The sequence below is a fragment of the Hymenobacter actinosclerus genome (assembly GCF_900111515.1).
Taxonomy (GTDB): domain Bacteria; phylum Bacteroidota; class Bacteroidia; order Cytophagales; family Hymenobacteraceae; genus Hymenobacter; species Hymenobacter actinosclerus.
This window is the reverse complement of sequence record NZ_FOHS01000001.1, coordinates 674,607-688,893: the sequence shown is the minus strand read 5'-3', so window position 1 is coordinate 688,893 and position 14,287 is coordinate 674,607. Positions and strand designations below refer to the sequence as shown.

At 62.5% G+C, this 14,287-nt stretch carries 16 protein-coding genes; 8 read left to right on the top strand and 8 right to left on the bottom strand.

The features are described from left to right. Positions 1-108: 108 nt before the first annotated feature. Complete coding sequence (locus BMY67_RS03005) at positions 109-396, bottom strand: hypothetical protein (protein WP_092768138.1); 288 nt, start codon at positions 394-396, stop codon at positions 109-111. Between the two features lie 185 nt (positions 397-581). Here BMY67_RS03005 and BMY67_RS03000 point away from each other — a divergent pair, with 185 nt between their 5' ends. Beyond that, on the top strand, positions 582-1,100 hold the full coding sequence (locus BMY67_RS03000; RefSeq protein WP_092768136.1) for a glycine zipper 2TM domain-containing protein: 519 nt from the start codon (positions 582-584) through the stop codon (positions 1,098-1,100). Positions 1,101-1,208: 108 nt separating this feature from the next. Further along, entirely contained in the window at positions 1,209-1,676 is a 468-nt protein-coding gene (locus BMY67_RS02995; protein ID WP_092768134.1) for a YybH family protein, read from the top strand. A gap of 90 nt (positions 1,677-1,766) precedes the next feature. Here BMY67_RS02995 and BMY67_RS02990 read toward each other — a convergent pair whose 3' ends face one another. After that, on the bottom strand, positions 1,767-2,141 hold the full coding sequence (locus BMY67_RS02990) for a hypothetical protein (RefSeq protein ID WP_092768133.1): 375 nt from the start codon (positions 2,139-2,141) through the stop codon (positions 1,767-1,769). 148 nt (positions 2,142-2,289) lie between these two features. Here BMY67_RS02990 and BMY67_RS02985 point away from each other — a divergent pair, with 148 nt between their 5' ends. Together BMY67_RS02985 and BMY67_RS02980 are read left to right on the top strand one after the other, a co-directional pair. Beyond that, a complete protein-coding gene (locus tag BMY67_RS02985) occupies positions 2,290-3,009 on the top strand; it encodes a DUF3239 domain-containing protein (protein WP_092768131.1) in 720 nt (239 codons plus the stop codon). A gap of 184 nt (positions 3,010-3,193) precedes the next feature. After that, on the top strand, positions 3,194-4,429 hold the full coding sequence (locus BMY67_RS02980) for an MFS transporter (RefSeq protein ID WP_245744850.1): 1,236 nt from the start codon (positions 3,194-3,196) through the stop codon (positions 4,427-4,429). Positions 4,430-4,934: 505 nt separating this feature from the next. Here BMY67_RS02980 and rfbD read toward each other — a convergent pair. The 4 genes from rfbD to BMY67_RS02960 form a co-directional block, all read right to left on the bottom strand. Next, positions 4,935-5,789, bottom strand: a complete 855-nt coding sequence (gene rfbD / locus BMY67_RS02975) for a dTDP-4-dehydrorhamnose reductase (RefSeq protein ID WP_092768129.1) — start codon at positions 5,787-5,789, stop codon at positions 4,935-4,937. A 47-nt stretch (positions 5,790-5,836) separates the two neighbouring features. Next, complete coding sequence (locus BMY67_RS02970) at positions 5,837-6,784, bottom strand: TIGR03915 family putative DNA repair protein (RefSeq protein ID WP_092768127.1); 948 nt, start codon at positions 6,782-6,784, stop codon at positions 5,837-5,839. A gap of 150 nt (positions 6,785-6,934) precedes the next feature. Then, positions 6,935-7,117: a hypothetical protein gene (locus tag BMY67_RS02965; protein WP_092768125.1), complete on the bottom strand. Its 183-nt coding sequence runs from the start codon at positions 7,115-7,117 to the stop codon at positions 6,935-6,937. A 100-nt stretch (positions 7,118-7,217) separates the two neighbouring features. Beyond that, complete coding sequence (locus BMY67_RS02960) at positions 7,218-8,486, bottom strand: putative DNA modification/repair radical SAM protein (RefSeq protein WP_092768123.1); 1,269 nt, start codon at positions 8,484-8,486, stop codon at positions 7,218-7,220. 217 nt (positions 8,487-8,703) lie between these two features. Between BMY67_RS02960 and BMY67_RS02955 the strand changes: the two genes are divergently transcribed. The 4 genes from BMY67_RS02955 to BMY67_RS02940 all read left to right on the top strand — a co-directional run bounded on the left by BMY67_RS02955 (position 8,704) and on the right by BMY67_RS02940 (position 13,002). After that, complete coding sequence (locus BMY67_RS02955; protein ID WP_092768121.1) at positions 8,704-10,614, top strand: BamA/TamA family outer membrane protein; 1,911 nt, start codon at positions 8,704-8,706, stop codon at positions 10,612-10,614. Between the two features lie 158 nt (positions 10,615-10,772). After that, positions 10,773-11,603, top strand: coding sequence for a CvfB family protein (locus tag BMY67_RS02950; protein ID WP_092768119.1), 831 nt, complete (start codon positions 10,773-10,775; stop codon positions 11,601-11,603). Positions 11,604-11,712: 109 nt separating this feature from the next. Further along, positions 11,713-12,390: an NAD(P)H-binding protein gene (locus BMY67_RS02945; protein WP_092768117.1), complete on the top strand. Its 678-nt coding sequence runs from the start codon at positions 11,713-11,715 to the stop codon at positions 12,388-12,390. A 57-nt stretch (positions 12,391-12,447) separates the two neighbouring features. After that, on the top strand, positions 12,448-13,002 hold the full coding sequence (locus BMY67_RS02940) for a hypothetical protein (RefSeq protein WP_092768115.1): 555 nt from the start codon (positions 12,448-12,450) through the stop codon (positions 13,000-13,002). 90 nt (positions 13,003-13,092) lie between these two features. Here BMY67_RS02940 and BMY67_RS02935 read toward each other — a convergent pair whose 3' ends face one another. Together BMY67_RS02935 and BMY67_RS02930 are read right to left on the bottom strand one after the other, a co-directional pair. After that, on the bottom strand, positions 13,093-13,359 hold the full coding sequence (locus BMY67_RS02935; RefSeq protein WP_092768113.1) for a hypothetical protein: 267 nt from the start codon (positions 13,357-13,359) through the stop codon (positions 13,093-13,095). A gap of 206 nt (positions 13,360-13,565) precedes the next feature. Further along, positions 13,566-14,219 (bottom strand): OmpH/Skp family outer membrane protein, encoded by a 654-nt coding sequence (locus BMY67_RS02930; protein ID WP_092768111.1) that lies wholly within the window; start codon positions 14,217-14,219, stop codon positions 13,566-13,568. Between the last annotated feature and the right edge of the window lie 68 nt (positions 14,220-14,287).

The window sequence follows — 14,287 nt, the reverse complement described above, 5'->3', positions numbered from 1 at the left end:
CTGTCGTAACACTTCCGTTGCAACGTCTGAATTACTGTGGCACGCGAGATTCTTCGTCCCTGGCTTGATGCGCCACATGCTCTGAATGACAGCACCTCATTCACTCATTCACCCATTCACCGCTACCGTCCACACCTCCGTGCCAACGGGTACAGCAGCAGCGCCTTCCTGCGTGAGCAGCAGCGCCCGAACGGCCGGCTGCCCGGTGCGGGTCACTTCCTCGACGCTGGCCGTAGCGGAAATCTCCTGTTTATCAGGCTGCACCAGCATAAGCTGTAAGCTCGTGTGCAGCTCCAGCAGGCCCAGGGTTTCGGGTGGCTCGGCAGGGAACAGCAGCACGCCCAGGCCCGTGAGTGGGCGGCTTTCGGCCACTCGGAAAAGCAGATTTGTTTTCATGCGGTGAGATACGAAAAATGCGGCTAATTTAGCGGTTACGCCTACTTTACGCTACCTTGGGAGGAATCGGAAACCAACCCCATGAAGCCTAACCCCGACCGTGCAATGCGCGTATTGGCATGGTGCTTGTAAAACGCTCATTCACTCCGGGGTACCAACGCCCTTTCACTTCAACTTCATTCGCCATGAAAAAGGTTAGTTTGCTTCTCGCATTTGTCCTGTTCCTGACCACCGCCTTCCACGGCTTTGCGCAGGACCGCAAGGTTAGCTCCAGCGCCAAAGGGGCCGTGCTCGGTGGCCTGGGTGGCGCCGCCGCCGGTGTGCTCATCAACAAAAAGCACCGCGCCGTGGGTGGCGTAGTAGGTGGCGCCGCCGGAGCCGGCCTGGGCTACAGCATCGGCCGCACCGCCGACAACAAGCGCCGCGCCGAGGCCGCCCGCATAGCCGCTGCCAACCGCGCCGAGGCCAATCGTAAAGCCGCCTACCGTTCGGGCATCGCCCAGGGCAAGGCTTCGGCTGCCCAGGCCAACGCCGCTACTATGGCGGCTGCCCCCGCTGCCGCTCCGGCCATGATGAGCAGCTTCGCCGCTCCCGGCACTGCCCCCGCCGCCTTCGCCATGAGCTCGGGCTACCTGCCCAACGAGGCTTACGGCAAGCGCGAGGCCGCTTACCCCACGTCCGAAGTTCGTCGCAAGAGCTGGTAGTCCGGCCTGTTTGCGTAATTTCCAAGGCCAGGTTTCCGGACCTGGCCTTTTCGCGCTCCGAATAGGGCGGCCTGTTTGCTTCTGATTTTTCTACCTAACTCTGTTTCCATGAAACGCATTTTTGGCCTCCTGCTGGGAGGTGCCCTGCTGGCTTCCTGCTCCGAAAATAAACCGGCGGCTGATGCCGATGCCGTGAACGTGCAAAGCCTCAACCAACAGTTCATCGGGGCCTGGAACGCCAAAAACACCGCCCAGCTCGATACCCTGCTGGCCGACGACGTGCAGTACGCCCAGGGCGCCACGCGCTTCAACGGCAAGGCCGAAGTATCGGACAAATGGGTGCGCGCCACCATGGGCACCATTGCCGACCTGAAACTGTACGGTACCAACTCGGGCAGTGGCCCGGCTATGGCCTACGAGGCCGGTACCTTCTCGACCGACGTGCTGCCCGAGCTGGCCGACCAGCCCCGCGGCGAAGGCGAGGGCAACTTCATCCTGGTCTGGAAAAAGAACGCCAAAAACGCCTGGAAGCTCAGCTACGTGCAGCTCGAAGGCCTGCCCGTAAAAGTGAAGTAAGGCACCGCCCCGCTTCCTGCTAAACCTGTGAGGCCCCGGTGGCCCGCCCAAATTATGGGTGGGCTGCCGGGGCCTCTTGCGTTGCCGCCGTTACTCCGGCTCCCGGACGGCGGCCAGGTTCTTGGCCTGGTAGGTATACACGGTGCCGGTTTGGGTGTGCTGCACCACGGCAATGCCCTTCGACAGCAATGCTTTCAGATTATAGCGCAGGGAGTGAGCAGGGTCGTTATAGAGTATCCAGTGGCCGTTGCTGTCGTGGCTGCCACTGGAAATGGGCGCGGCGTTGGGCATGGGCACCGGGCGGGGCTGGCTGGGGTCGAGGTCGAGGTCGGCGGTGCCAAGTGGTGCTTCGGTTTTGAGCAGCCGCCAGTCAGGGTTTTTCTGGCCGGGGCGCGGGAGTTGCTGGGCGGTGGCGGCCGGGGCGGCGGCGGCCAGCAACAGCAGGGGCAAAAGCAGGTTTTTCATGGCGAGGTTGGGTTAAGCCAATGCACGGCAAAGACCAGCTACTGCTTAGGGGGTTGCGCGGGCAACCTCCGGCCGGCCGGGGCAGTATGCAGAAACCGTATTATTGCCTTTCTTATCTCTCCCCTTCCAACCCCACTCGCTCCGGCTTATGGAACGACAAATTGGTGCTCCCGGCGAATTTCTGGATGGTTCGATGGCCAGCCGCGCCGTCAACATCCGCCCCGACATGCGAAAGGTGCGGCAACTCGACACCTTCCACCGCGACTACCGCCGCTACCTGTGGCGGAGCATGGCGGCGGTGGCGGGTTTGCTGGCGGTAGTGGTGGTGCTTGCCCTGTTCGGGCATTTTAAAACGGCTTTTGCCGTAGGCTGCATTACCTACGCCGTGTTTTTGTTCGGCTGGCGCTTCCGCAAAATGCTCACCGGCGACGCCTACCGCAACGGGCTGCTGGTGCCGGGCATCATCACGGCCCTGAATCCGCTGCGCGTGACGGTGGTGGCCGAAGTGGAAAACGGCGACGGCCAGAACCCGCGCGGCATCGTGTGGGGCGTCAAGCACCTGACCATACCGGCCCTCACCATGCACCCCGAGCAGCTGGGTGAACCCGTGCCCTGCGTGGCTCTGTTCGGCGCCAGCGACGACGGCATCTACACCGACTACGAGCCCCGCCCCCTGGCCTGGGGCACCGCCGATGCGGCCGTCATTGAGGCCGCCCGCGCCGCCATTGCCCCCGATGAATGGGAGCTAACGGCGCTGCTGGCCGAGCGCACTCCACCGACGGAAGGCGAATATTCCATCACCTTTTTCAACGATGAGCTGGAAATAGTGCCCGGTGTCGCGCCGGTTGTGGAGCTAAAAACCGAGTAGCAGGTTGCGCTAATCAAGCCGGGTGTAGGCCAGCGCCCGGCTTTTCGGGCTGCCTGGCTGATGGGCTGTGCCTGGCCTGGCAGCGGGGCGCTTACCGGGGAAAAGCAACTTTTAGGGGCGGAAACAGGTTGGGTTCGCCGTACCTTTGCGGGTCCGCTCCATCTGGCGCGGCTTATTTTTTTACATGAGTGAAATCCTGACTGCCGAGCCCGTTCAGCCAACTTCTACGGCCCCCGCAACCGCTCCGCTGGCCCCCTCCCAGGTCTGGCTGATGGCCATAACCTGCGGGCTGGTAGTGGCCAACCTCTACTACAACCAGCCCCTGCTGGCCGAAATCGGGCGCACCTTCGGGCTGGCCGAAAGCCGCGTGAGCTGGATTGCCACCGCCACCCAGGTGGGCTATACGCTGGGCCTGCTGCTGCTGGTGCCGCTGGGCGACAAATGGGAGCGTAAAAAACTGATTATAAACCTTACCCTGCTGGCGGCTGGCTGCCTGGCCGTGGCGGCCTATGCGCCCACGTTTGGGGTGCTGCTGGGGTCCTCACTATTGCTGGGTTTTTTCTCGGCCGTGCCCCAGCTGCTGGTGCCCATGGCCGCCTCGCTGGCTTCCGAGGAGCAGCGGGGCCGGGTGGTGGGCAAGGTGATGAGTGGGCTGCTGATTGGCATTCTGGTGTCGCGGACTATCAGCGGTTACGTGGGCCTGCACTTTGGCTGGCGCACCATGTTCTGGGTGGGCACCGGGCTGATGCTGGTGCTGGTGGTCGTGCTGGCCCGCATGCTACCCCGCAACCAGCCCTACTACGCGGGCACCTACGCCAGCCTGCTTCGCTCGCTGGGCACATTAGCCGCCGGGCTGCCGGCGCTGCGCCGGTCCTCCATCATCGGGGCCTGCCTGTTCGGGGGCTTCAGCGCCTTCTGGACCACGTTGGTGTTCTTCCTGGAAAGCGACGCCTACCACTACGGCGCCGACGTTGCCGGCCTGTTCGGCCTCATTGGTGCCACCGGGGCCTTTGCGGCCTCCTACGCCGGCAAGTCGGCCGACCAGAAGGGGCCGGGCTTTGCCTTGCGCATCGGGCTGGCGTTGTTTGGCGGCGGTTATTTGCTGATGACGTTCGGCGGTTACCACCTGCTAGGCCTGATTGCGGGCGTAATCGTGCTCGATGTGGGCCAGCAGATGGCGCACATCGCCAACCAGACTCGCATTTTCAGCCTCCGCCCCGAAGCCCGCAGCCGCCTGAACACGGTGTACATGACGGCCTGCTTTATCGGGGCCTCGGCCGGCTCGCTGCTCGGCGGCCTCGCCTGGACACATTACCAATGGCCCGGCGTGTGCGCTGTGGGCCTAGGCCTAGTGGCGCTGGCGTACGGCGTGAACCGGTTTTACGGGCGGGAAGTAGAAGATAATACTACGGTAGTTTAAGTAGAGCACAAAAGATGCTCTACTGGTAATTTCATTCGCTACTATTACAACACATTCAGACCAAAAAGGCCCGAATAGAAGGAGTAGACATGCGTATTCTGATAAGCTTAGGACTTATAATGATTTCTGTACTGGTGGGCCTATCCCTTGGATTCCAATTAGGCAATCGTACAAGGTGGTTTAGGCCTTATCTTCAGGAAAGAGAGAATCGAGGACAGCAGAATATAGAATATGTCGATGCTTACATCAATGCTATCGGGTTTCAACAGAAATTACAGAAGCAACCTCAACCAGACTCCATTTTCGCTCAAGAGCCTTTCTATCGACAGTGCATTCGGGTGCTTAGACAAGATAGCACTGGCGTTGAGGCACTCTCCTTGCCGCGTCCGGGAGCAATAGGCGATTATTACCTGATACGAGGAGATTCTATCGTCCGATTACAGTTAGACACACGAAAGTCGCGATAAAACTTGTCTGAAGGGCTAGACTATTTTTGAACAAGTACTTAGCTCAACCGCCCCATACACTCCGCCAAACTGGCCCGCCAGTGCGGAATTGCCAGGCCTAATTCGGCTTTGATTTTGGTCTTGTCCATCACCGAGTAGGTGGGGCGGGTGGCTTTGGTGGGATACTCGGCGGTGCGGATGGGCACGGTGCGGGTAGGCAGTCCGCCCAGCTCGAAAATGGCCGTCGCGAAATCATACCACGAGGTAACACCCTCGTTGCTGTAATGGTAGAGGCCGTAGGCAGTGCTGCCCGATTCGATGATATGCAGCAGCGCCCCGGCCAAATCGATGGCGTAGGTGGGCGTGCCCAACTGGTCCCAGATGACGCGCATTTCGTCGCGCTCCTTGCCAAAGCGCAGCATGGTTTTCACGAAGTTGCCGGCGTACTCGGAGTACAACCAGCTGGTGCGCAGGATGAAATACTGCGCAGTGTGCTGCGGAATCACCTGCTCGCCTTCGAGCTTGGTGAGGCCGTACACACTGATGGGCGCGGTTTCGGCGGTTTCGGTAAGCGGCTCGTTGCCGGTGCCGGCAAACACGAAATCGGTAGACAGATGCAGCAGCGTGGCGTTGAACTCGGCGCAGAGCCGGGCCAGGTTTTCGGCCCCGTCGCGGTTCACTTTCCGGGCCAGGTCTACTTCATCCTCGGCCTTGTCGACGGCCGTGTAAGCGGCGCAGTTGATGATATAGGCGGGCTGATGCTGCTCGAAGGTTGCCCGCAGCGTTTCCTGGTTGAGGATGTTCGCTTGCTCTTCGGCCAGAAATACAATATCGGTGAAGCCGCGCTCCTGGGCGACATATTGTAGGCACTGGCCGAGCTGGCCGGAGCCGCCAAAAACGAGGGTTTTGTTCATAAGAGCTAAAGGAAGTGGCCGCAAATTACGGCTTTCCCCTTCCCCTCCTACCCCTGCACCTCACCGCCCGCGCCCAGGGCCGGGCCGCCGGGCTGCACGGGGCGCTTGTTCTGGATAGGCTGGAAGGGCCGCTGGCGAGGCTGCTTTTCGCTCAGATACTTCCAGTAGCGCAGCGGCATATGGCGGCGGTGGAGCTTCATGTTTTTGCGCTCCGGGATGTTCACATGGTCGAAATACGCCTGCCAGAGCACCTGAAACAGGGGCTCCCGCTCGTCGAGCACGGTGGCCGATACGGCGGCGCGGCGCTGGGGCGCGGAGTCGGCGTCGAACTGCACGATGTCGGTGCGGTGCAGGTCGTAGTAGAGACCATAGGAGCGGCGACGGTCGAAAATCAGCCAGCGCTGGTCGGCATAGCGCTTGGTGAAGTGGGGCGCGATGAGCGGCAGCACGTCGAAATCGGGCTCGATGGTGGCATGGAACAGGCCGTCCTGGGTTTTCTCGAAGCGCACGAAGGCTTCCATGCGGTGTTTTTCGCGGTACATCTGCTGGGCCAGCCGCTGCACCCGGCGCACGTTGTCGTCGGCGTAGTTTTCGGCAATGTCGCGGCCGGCGCACATGGCGGTGTGGGCGTAGCGGAACACCAGCAGTTCGCGGTCGGGCACCTCGCTCAAGAACACATGAAACAGCCGGGTGCGCGCGTCTTTGTCCATGTAGCGCAGCAGCCCGTCCCAAACGCGGGCGGCGGCGGCCTCGTTGGTATCTATTTCCACGGGCTGCGCAAACAGGCCGCCCTGCACCGTCCCCAGCGGCTGAATGCTGTTGGGGGCCGCCTTGCGGTCGTAGACCTGGAAAACCACCGTCAGCAAACCCTCAAACGAGCCATCGTAGGCGTAATCGAGGGGCGGATTACGTAACTCGGGCGCGGCCTGGCGGCGGTTAGCGGCAGCGGCCAGGGCTTCGGCGGCGGAGCGCCGCGGAACCAAAGAACGGGACATGGGCAGAAATGGACGGCCACGCACCCCAGTGTCCCAGGGCTAAAGCCCTGGCCTAGTCAGTGGTGAAGTGGGAAGAAGGAAAAGTATGCGGCGGTTGTTTCGCTGCGTAGCCCAGGGCTTCAGCCCTGGGGTGCCGGATTAGGGGTGCCGCTACGCGGCCCGCCGCGGCTGCCGGAACTTGCCGTTGTTGCGGGCGGCCTCCTGGTGCATGAGCAGCACGATGGGCAGCAGGTCGGAGAGCTTGCAGCAGCAGGCCACGCGGGCTACTTTCAGGGGTTTGGGAGCAGAAGCGGAGGCGGCCGGCGCGTCGGCAGCGCGATGAGCAATAGTCATAGTATTAGTTGTCAGTTGCTGGTTGTCAGTTGTCAGGCTATTTCTCAAATCGCTCAAAAAGAACAAGCTGACAACTAGCAACTAAAAACTGACAACCCATTTAGGAGGCTTGGGCGAATAAATCGAGCTGCTGGGTGACGAGGGCGGAGCGGACGGAGCCGGCGCCGAACAGGATTTGACGGCGGATGGTCTGCTCGTCGTAGTCGCGTTTTTCGAGGGCCTGGCCGCGGCAGGTGAGGAAGAATTTGGCCCGCTTGAGCACCACGCCGAACTTGTGCAGGTGGTCGAGGCCCAGCGGCGTGAAGCGGCGGGCGGCCACAATGCGCTTAGCCGAACGCGCGCCCACGCCCGGAATCCGCAGAATCATCTCGTAGTCGGCCGAGTTGACATCAACCGGGAATACGTGGCGGTTGCGCAGGGCCCAGGCCAGCTTGGGGTCAACTTCGAGGTCGAGGAAGGGGTGGGCGGGGTCGAGGATTTCGTCGGCCTGGAAGCCGTAGAAGCGCATGAGCCAGTCGGACTGGTAGAGGCGGTGCTCGCGGATGAGCGGCGGCTGGGTGACCTGGGGCAGGCGAGCATCGTCGGTGATGGGGATGTAGCCCGAGTAGTACACCCGCTTCAGGCCATAGCCCTTATAGAGCGAGTCGCTGAGGTTGATGATTTGCAGGTCGTTTTCCGCCGAAGCGCCCACAATCAGCTGGGTGCTCTGGCCGGCAGTGGCGAACTGGGGCACCTTCTTGAACAGCGCCTTTTCTTCCTTAGTCCGCGTGATGCCGTCCCGGATCTGGGCCATCGGGGTGAGAATCTCCTCGTAGTTTTTCTCGGGCGCCAGGTTCTGAAGCGCCATTTCCGAGGGCAGCTCGATGTTCACGCTCAGCCGGTCGGCGTACAGGCCGGCCTCCTGAATCAGCTCCTCCGAGGCCCCCGGAATGGCCTTTACGTGGATGTAACCGTTGAAGCGGTGCTCGGTGCGCAGCTTTTTAATGATGCGCACCAGCCGCTCCATGGTGTAGTCGGGCGAGGAGAAAATGCCGCTGCTCAGAAACAGGCCCTCGATGTAGTTGCGGCGGTAGAAGTTCATGGTCAGATCCACTACCTCGTCCACCGTAAAAGCGGCCCGCTTCACGTTGTTGCTCTTGCGCGACACGCAGTAGGCGCAGTCGAATATACAGTGGTTGGTGAGCAGAATCTTGAGCAGGCTCACGCAGCGGCCGTCTTCGGTGTAGCTGTGGCAGATGCCCATACCCTCGGCGTTGCCCAGGCCCTTGTCCATGTTTTTGCGCTTGCCGCCGCTGCTGCTGCACGACACATCGTACTTGGCCGCGTCTGCCAATATGCTTAGCTTCTCCTGAATGCGCTCTTCGTTCATGGGGCTCGTTTTCTGGCTTAAAACTACTTCTTGCCGCGCAGACGCGCAAGCTTTATAAGACTAATTTCATTGGAATTGTTCCGGTTTACCGAGGTATAATCAGAGTATTTTAAACGATGTAGGGGCGGGACTTGCCCCCGCCCCTACGTCGGGCGGTCGGCCCCACAGCGCCCAAAACCGCGGTCGGCATCGTAACTTGCTCCTTTCCTGTGTCCGGATGATACGCTACCTGTTGCAGCTGCTGGTTTTGCTGTTCTGGCTGGGAGCCGGCCTTGCGCCGGCCACTGCCCAGACGGCCCCGCCGTTGCCGCCCGACACCACCCGCCCGGCTTCCGCTATCGGCCCCGACTCGTTGCGCCGCCGCTTCGATCAGGAGCGCATGCTGAATGGGCTCAAAGAATACACCAAGCGCAAAACCATGCTGGGCCGGGCGGCGGCGGCCGTGTTTTCGTTTCGGGAGCGGCGCGAAGACCAGGCCGGGCTCGATGCGGCGTTGCTCGACCGCCAGTTCGAGCAGCACAACTACAAAATCGTGCGCCACATCCGCATCACCTCCCTCGATGCGTTCGGTTACAGCATCAGCGACTCGCTGCGGGTGCCCCGCAACATTCTGGAGAAAACCGGCAACGTGTTCCACATGAGAACCCGGCCCTCGCGGGTGCGGCAGGTGCTGCTGCTGCGCGAAGGCCGCGAGCTGGAACCCCAGGCCCTGGCCGAATCGGAGCGACTGCTGCGCCAGACCGACGAAATTCTGGATGCCCGCGTGTTTGTGGACGAGCGCACGGCCACCGCCGACAGCGTAGATGTGCTGGTGATTACCAAAGACCTGTTCAGTCTGAGCGGCTCGTTTCAGCTGCGCGACGTGGGCGCGGGTGTGGCGGGGCTGCGCGACGTGAACTTCCTGGGCCTGGGCCACCAGTTCAAGAACCGCTACGCCTACGGCCGCACCGACGACGGGCCCCGGCCCCAGTCCTGGGCCTACGAGGGCAGCTACCGGGTACCGTTTCGCAAGTTCGTGTACGCCGGGGCCACTTACCGCGACGAAACCCGCCGCCGCGAATTCAGCGTCGGCGTCTCGCGCGACTTTTACTCCATCAACACCCGCTACGCCGGGGCCGTCAGCTACAGCAACTTCGACTGGCTTTACCCCGTTTCCGGCGACGGCTCGCCCGAGAAGCCCTACCAGTACGAGCCCCTGCGCTACAACACCCAGGACGCCTGGGTGGGCCGCGCTTTCCAGCCCCGCAGCTACGATTTGGGCTACGAGAGCCCCGGCCGCATCATTGTGGCGGCCCGCACCGTGCGCACCTCCTACCACGCCAAGCCCTACGATTTTCTGCAGAGCGCCAACCTGATGCTGGGCACCGTAGGCTACAGCATCCGGCGCTACTACAAGGACAAGTACCTGTTCGGCTTCGGCCGCACCGAGGACATCCCGACCGGCTCGCTGGTGAGCTTTACGGCCGGCTACGAGTTCAACCCGGCCGGCAACCGCCGCTACTACGGCCTGCGCCTGTCGTCGGCCAGCTACCGGCCGCAGCGGGGCTACCTGTATCTGAGCGGCGAGTTCGGGAGCTTCGTGCGGGGCCGCGGCAACGACTGGCAGCAGGGCCTGCTGAGCGGCCAGATACTCTACTTTACCCGGCTCTACCACACCGGCAACTTCCAGTGGCGGCACTTTATCTGGCAGCGCTCGGTGCTGGGCCTGCACCGCTTCGCCAACGAGTACCTGACTATTGATGGCGAGCGGGGCCTGCGCGGCTTCCGGCCCACCGGCCCGCTCACGGGCACCAGCCGCGTCACGCTCAACTACGAGGCCACCATGTACACGCCGCTCTCGTTTCTGGGCTTCCGGATGGCGGTGGTGGGCTTCGCCGACATCGCCTGGCTCAACGCCACCAAGCCCGAGCGCCTGCTGCCCTTCTTCGAGAAACCCTACACCGGCATCGGCATGGGCCTGCGCTTCCGCAACGAGTACACCGCCATTCGCACCATTCAGCTCACACTGGGCTTCTACCCGCGCGGCCTCAACGCGCCCAACGGCATCCGCATCTTCGAAAACTCGCGCTCCTACTACGAATTCTCCGACTTCACCTTTGGCCAGCCCGGCGTCACGCGGTTTCAGTAGTGAGTAGTGAGTAGTGAGTAGTGAGTAGTGAGTGAGGTACGCGGAGAAGCAGAGTACGGCTGGCTTTACCAGCCTATCTGCGTTTGCGTACCTTCGTGTCTCGCGCCTCAACTGCCGCCCCCAATTCAAAATCCAAAATTTATAACTCATAATTCCCTATGATTCTCGGTGATTTCAACGACCTGGAAGTGGTGCGGGAGGTGGATTTTGGCCTCTACCTGACCTCCGACGACGGCGACCTGCTGCTGCCGCGCAAGTACGTCGAGCCGGGCACCCAAATCGGCGACGTGGTGCGCGTGTTCGTGTACCGCGACTCGGAAGACCGCCTGATTGCTACCAACCTCGAGCCTTTTGCCCGGGTGGGCCAGTTCGCGGCTCTCACCGTGCGCGACGTTACGAGCACCGGCGCCTTCCTCGACTGGGGCCTGGAGAAAGATTTGCTGCTGCCCTACCGCAACCAGCGCCGCAACCTGCGCCCCGGCGAGCGGGCCACCGTGTTCGTGTATCTCGACGATACCTCTGACCGCATCGTGGCCTCGGCCAAGTGGGAGTGGTTTCTGAGCTCCGACCCGTTCCCGGGCAAAGTGGGCGACGCGGCCGAACTGTTCGTGGCCGAAGAAACCGACCTGGGCTACAAAATGCTGGTCGATGGTACCCACCAAGGCCTCATCTACCACAACGAGGTGTTCAAGCCCCTGCGCCTCGGCGACGTGCACACCGGCTACATCCGCGCCATTCGCCCCGATGGCAAGCTCGACCTGAGCCTGCAACAGCTCGGTTACGACGAGGCCCGCGCCCAGGCCGACACGCTGCTCGAAGCCCTGCGCGCCGCCCCCGACGGCCGCCTGCCGCTGGGCGACAAAAGCCTGGCCGACGACGTGTACCGCCGCCTGGGCATGAGCAAGAAAATCTTCAAAAAGGCCCTGGGCGCTTTATATAAGCAGGGTCTGGTTGATCTGGCCCCCGAGCACACGCAGCTGCGCGGGTAAAAGAACGTGTCATTCTGAGCATGTGGCGAATTGAGCCAGGGTGCGTAGCCGTAGTCGAAGAATGACACGTTCTTTTAGCCTATAATCTCATAACCTCACCCTCCCCGCCATGCCCAAAACCGCCCTGCTTGCCGGTGCCAGCGGCCTGATTGGCCAACAGCTGCTGCCGCTGTTGCTGGCCTCGGCCCGCTACGGCCGCGTAATTGCCCTGGTTCGCACGCCCCTGCCGCTCAGGCACGCCAAACTGGAGCAGCTGGTCGTGGATTTCGAACGCCTCGCCGATTACCAGCCCCAGCTCGTGGCCGACGACGTGTTCTGCTGCCTGGGCACCACCATGCGGCAGGCCGGCTCGCGGGCGGCCTTTTATAAAGTCGATTTCACCTACGTAACGGAGCTGGCCCGGCTGGCGGCGGCCAATTTCGGCGGGCAGCTCCTGGTGGTTTCGTCGTTGGGGGCCGATGCCCAGGCTTGGTCTTACTACCTGCGCGTGAAGGGCGAAATGGAGGAAGCCGTGCGCCAGACCTCGTTTCACGCCGTGCATATTTTCCGGCCTTCGCTGCTGCTGGGCCACCGGGAAATACCGCACCCCAACGAGCGGCTGGCTGGTGGTTTGCTGGCGCTGCTAAAGCCGCTGCTACGGGGCCCGCTACGCCCGTACCGCGCCATAAACGCCGATACCGTGGCCCGGGCCATGCTGCGTGCGGCCGAGGACGACGGCGGCGGCATCCGCATTCACCGCTCCGATGCCATTGCCCGCGCAGGCGGGGCGGGTGGCTTCGGCGCTTAGTGGGGCAGTTGTTGTACTTTCGCGGGGAATCCCGATTCCCTCACTTTACGATTTAGTATGAAATTCTGGCTGACTGGCGCACTGGCGCTGGGCATACTGGCGGCGGGCACTCCGGCCCTGGCGCAAAAAAAGAGCGGCGGCAACGGCTACGCTACCGGCATCGGCCTGCGGGGCGGCGGCTGGTCGTCGGGCCTCACGGTGAAGCACTTCCTGAGCGGCAAGAACGGCGTAGCCGTGGAGGGCCTGCTCACGCGCGAATACGCGGCGCGGGGTGGCCGCCTGACCCTGCTGCTGGAAAAACACCTGCCCGTTTCCGACTTCAAAGGCCTCCAGTTCTACTACGGAGCCGGGGCGCACCTAGGCGCCTACGAGGGCCGCTACTACTTCGACGACGACCGTTTCGGCCGTAAAAAGAACAAGTACTACTACCGCTACTACTACGACGACGAAACCCACCTGGTAGCCGGCGCCGACCTCATTCTGGGCGTAGAGTATAAGCTGCCCGACCTACCCTTTGTGGTGGCACTGGACTACAAGCCCTTTTTTGAAGTATTCCGGGGCTACACTGGCTTCTACAACGACGCCGCCGTCAGCCTGCGCTTCGCTTTCTAACGCAGGCCCAATCCGGTAACAGCCCTGCCGAACCCCTCGCCGCGCCATGCGGCAGGGGTTCGGCAGGGCTTTTTGCAGCTGTATTGCCTGCTACCGAATCCGGCCCGAAAAGCGGTGCGGACGGTAGGGGTAATAGGCCCGGGGCGCGGGCGCCAGCCGCACCGGCCGTAGGGGCACTACCACCACGGGCCGCGGCGCCACCACTACGGGCGCCGGCCGGTAATAGGGCCGGTGGTAGGGCCGCGGGCGCACAACAACCGCCGTTGGCTGGACTGATGCCGCGCAGCCCGTCAGCGAAGCGGAGGAGGCGAGGGCCAGTACGGCCAGCAAAGCAGGCAAAGGCAGGAGCTTTTTCATATAGCGCTACGTGTAAGCGGCCCCACCGTTGGTAGCGAGGCTGCCGGTTTAGAGGCCGGGCCGCCGCCAGGGTTTAATCAGCTGGGTGCAGCAACCACCACGCGCCCTCCAAGGCCGGATTCCGCACCACTCACCCCCACCCCCAGAACGCAACGCGGCCCGGCTGATGGAGCCAGGCCGCGCTGCGTTCTGGTTTCGGGCAAGAGTTACTTTTTGCCTCCGTACTCGCTGTTCAGGTACTTGAGCACCGGCGTGGTAATGTCGAGGTCTTTGCGGCCGTAGGCGATGTTGCCGGCGCCGGTGGCCAGAATCAGCCGGTAGCCGTTGGTCTTGCCGTACTTCTCAATCTGCTTGTTCACGCGGCCCATCACCTGCTCGTTCAGCTTGCCCTGCTCCTCCTGGGCCTGGCGCTGGAGGCGCTCCTGCTCCTGGCCCACCTTCATCTGCTGGGCCTGGAGCTGCTGCTCAGTGGCGGCGCGCTGCTCGGCGCTCATGCCTTCGGCCTTCTGCTGATACTGCTGCACGGCCGTCTGGAAGCTGGTAACGAGCTTTTTGTTCTGGGCCTCCCAGCCGCGGGCCTTGGCTTCGAGGCGCTTACTGGCGTCCTTCATGCCCTGGTATTCTTCCAGCAGGCGGTTGGTTTCCACATAGGCCACCTTGTTGGTGTCGGCCAGCACGGCCGGCGTCAGGGCAACTTCGGGCTCGGGTTCGGTGGCCGCCGTATCGGCGGGCGTGGCGGCTACGGGCGCGGGTGAGGCAGCGGGCTTGGCGGGCTTGCCGCTGGCGAAGTGGAGGTAGAACAGCACGGCCACGGCCACTACCAGCACCGCGTTTACAATCAGTTGGGTTGAGTTTTTCATTCAGCAGGCAAGAGAAAACAAAAGGCCACCGCGGGGCAGCCGGGCAAAAGTACAGGGATTCGGTGATT

Bases quoted from the DNA above. Each gene is read 5' to 3' on its own strand.
- BMY67_RS03005 (WP_092768138.1), bottom strand. From the start codon at position 396: ATGAAAACAAATCTGCTTTTCCGAGTGGCCGAAAGCCGCCCACTCACG.
- BMY67_RS03000 (WP_092768136.1), top strand. From the start codon at position 582: ATGAAAAAGGTTAGTTTGCTTCTCGCATTTGTCCTGTTCCTGACCACC.
- BMY67_RS02995 (WP_092768134.1), top strand. From the start codon at position 1,209: ATGAAACGCATTTTTGGCCTCCTGCTGGGAGGTGCCCTGCTGGCTTCC.
- BMY67_RS02990 (WP_092768133.1), bottom strand. From the start codon at position 2,141: ATGAAAAACCTGCTTTTGCCCCTGCTGTTGCTGGCCGCCGCCGCCCCG.
- BMY67_RS02985 (WP_092768131.1), top strand. From the start codon at position 2,290: ATGGAACGACAAATTGGTGCTCCCGGCGAATTTCTGGATGGTTCGATG.
- BMY67_RS02980 (WP_245744850.1), top strand. From the start codon at position 3,194: ATGAGTGAAATCCTGACTGCCGAGCCCGTTCAGCCAACTTCTACGGCC.
- rfbD (WP_092768129.1), bottom strand. From the start codon at position 5,789: ATGAACAAAACCCTCGTTTTTGGCGGCTCCGGCCAGCTCGGCCAGTGC.
- BMY67_RS02970 (WP_092768127.1), bottom strand. From the start codon at position 6,784: ATGTCCCGTTCTTTGGTTCCGCGGCGCTCCGCCGCCGAAGCCCTGGCC.
- BMY67_RS02965 (WP_092768125.1), bottom strand. From the start codon at position 7,117: ATGACTATTGCTCATCGCGCTGCCGACGCGCCGGCCGCCTCCGCTTCT.
- BMY67_RS02960 (WP_092768123.1), bottom strand. From the start codon at position 8,486: ATGAACGAAGAGCGCATTCAGGAGAAGCTAAGCATATTGGCAGACGCG.
- BMY67_RS02955 (WP_092768121.1), top strand. From the start codon at position 8,704: ATGATACGCTACCTGTTGCAGCTGCTGGTTTTGCTGTTCTGGCTGGGA.
- BMY67_RS02950 (WP_092768119.1), top strand. From the start codon at position 10,773: ATGATTCTCGGTGATTTCAACGACCTGGAAGTGGTGCGGGAGGTGGAT.
- BMY67_RS02945 (WP_092768117.1), top strand. From the start codon at position 11,713: ATGCCCAAAACCGCCCTGCTTGCCGGTGCCAGCGGCCTGATTGGCCAA.
- BMY67_RS02940 (WP_092768115.1), top strand. From the start codon at position 12,448: ATGAAATTCTGGCTGACTGGCGCACTGGCGCTGGGCATACTGGCGGCG.
- BMY67_RS02935 (WP_092768113.1), bottom strand. From the start codon at position 13,359: ATGAAAAAGCTCCTGCCTTTGCCTGCTTTGCTGGCCGTACTGGCCCTC.
- BMY67_RS02930 (WP_092768111.1), bottom strand. From the start codon at position 14,219: ATGAAAAACTCAACCCAACTGATTGTAAACGCGGTGCTGGTAGTGGCC.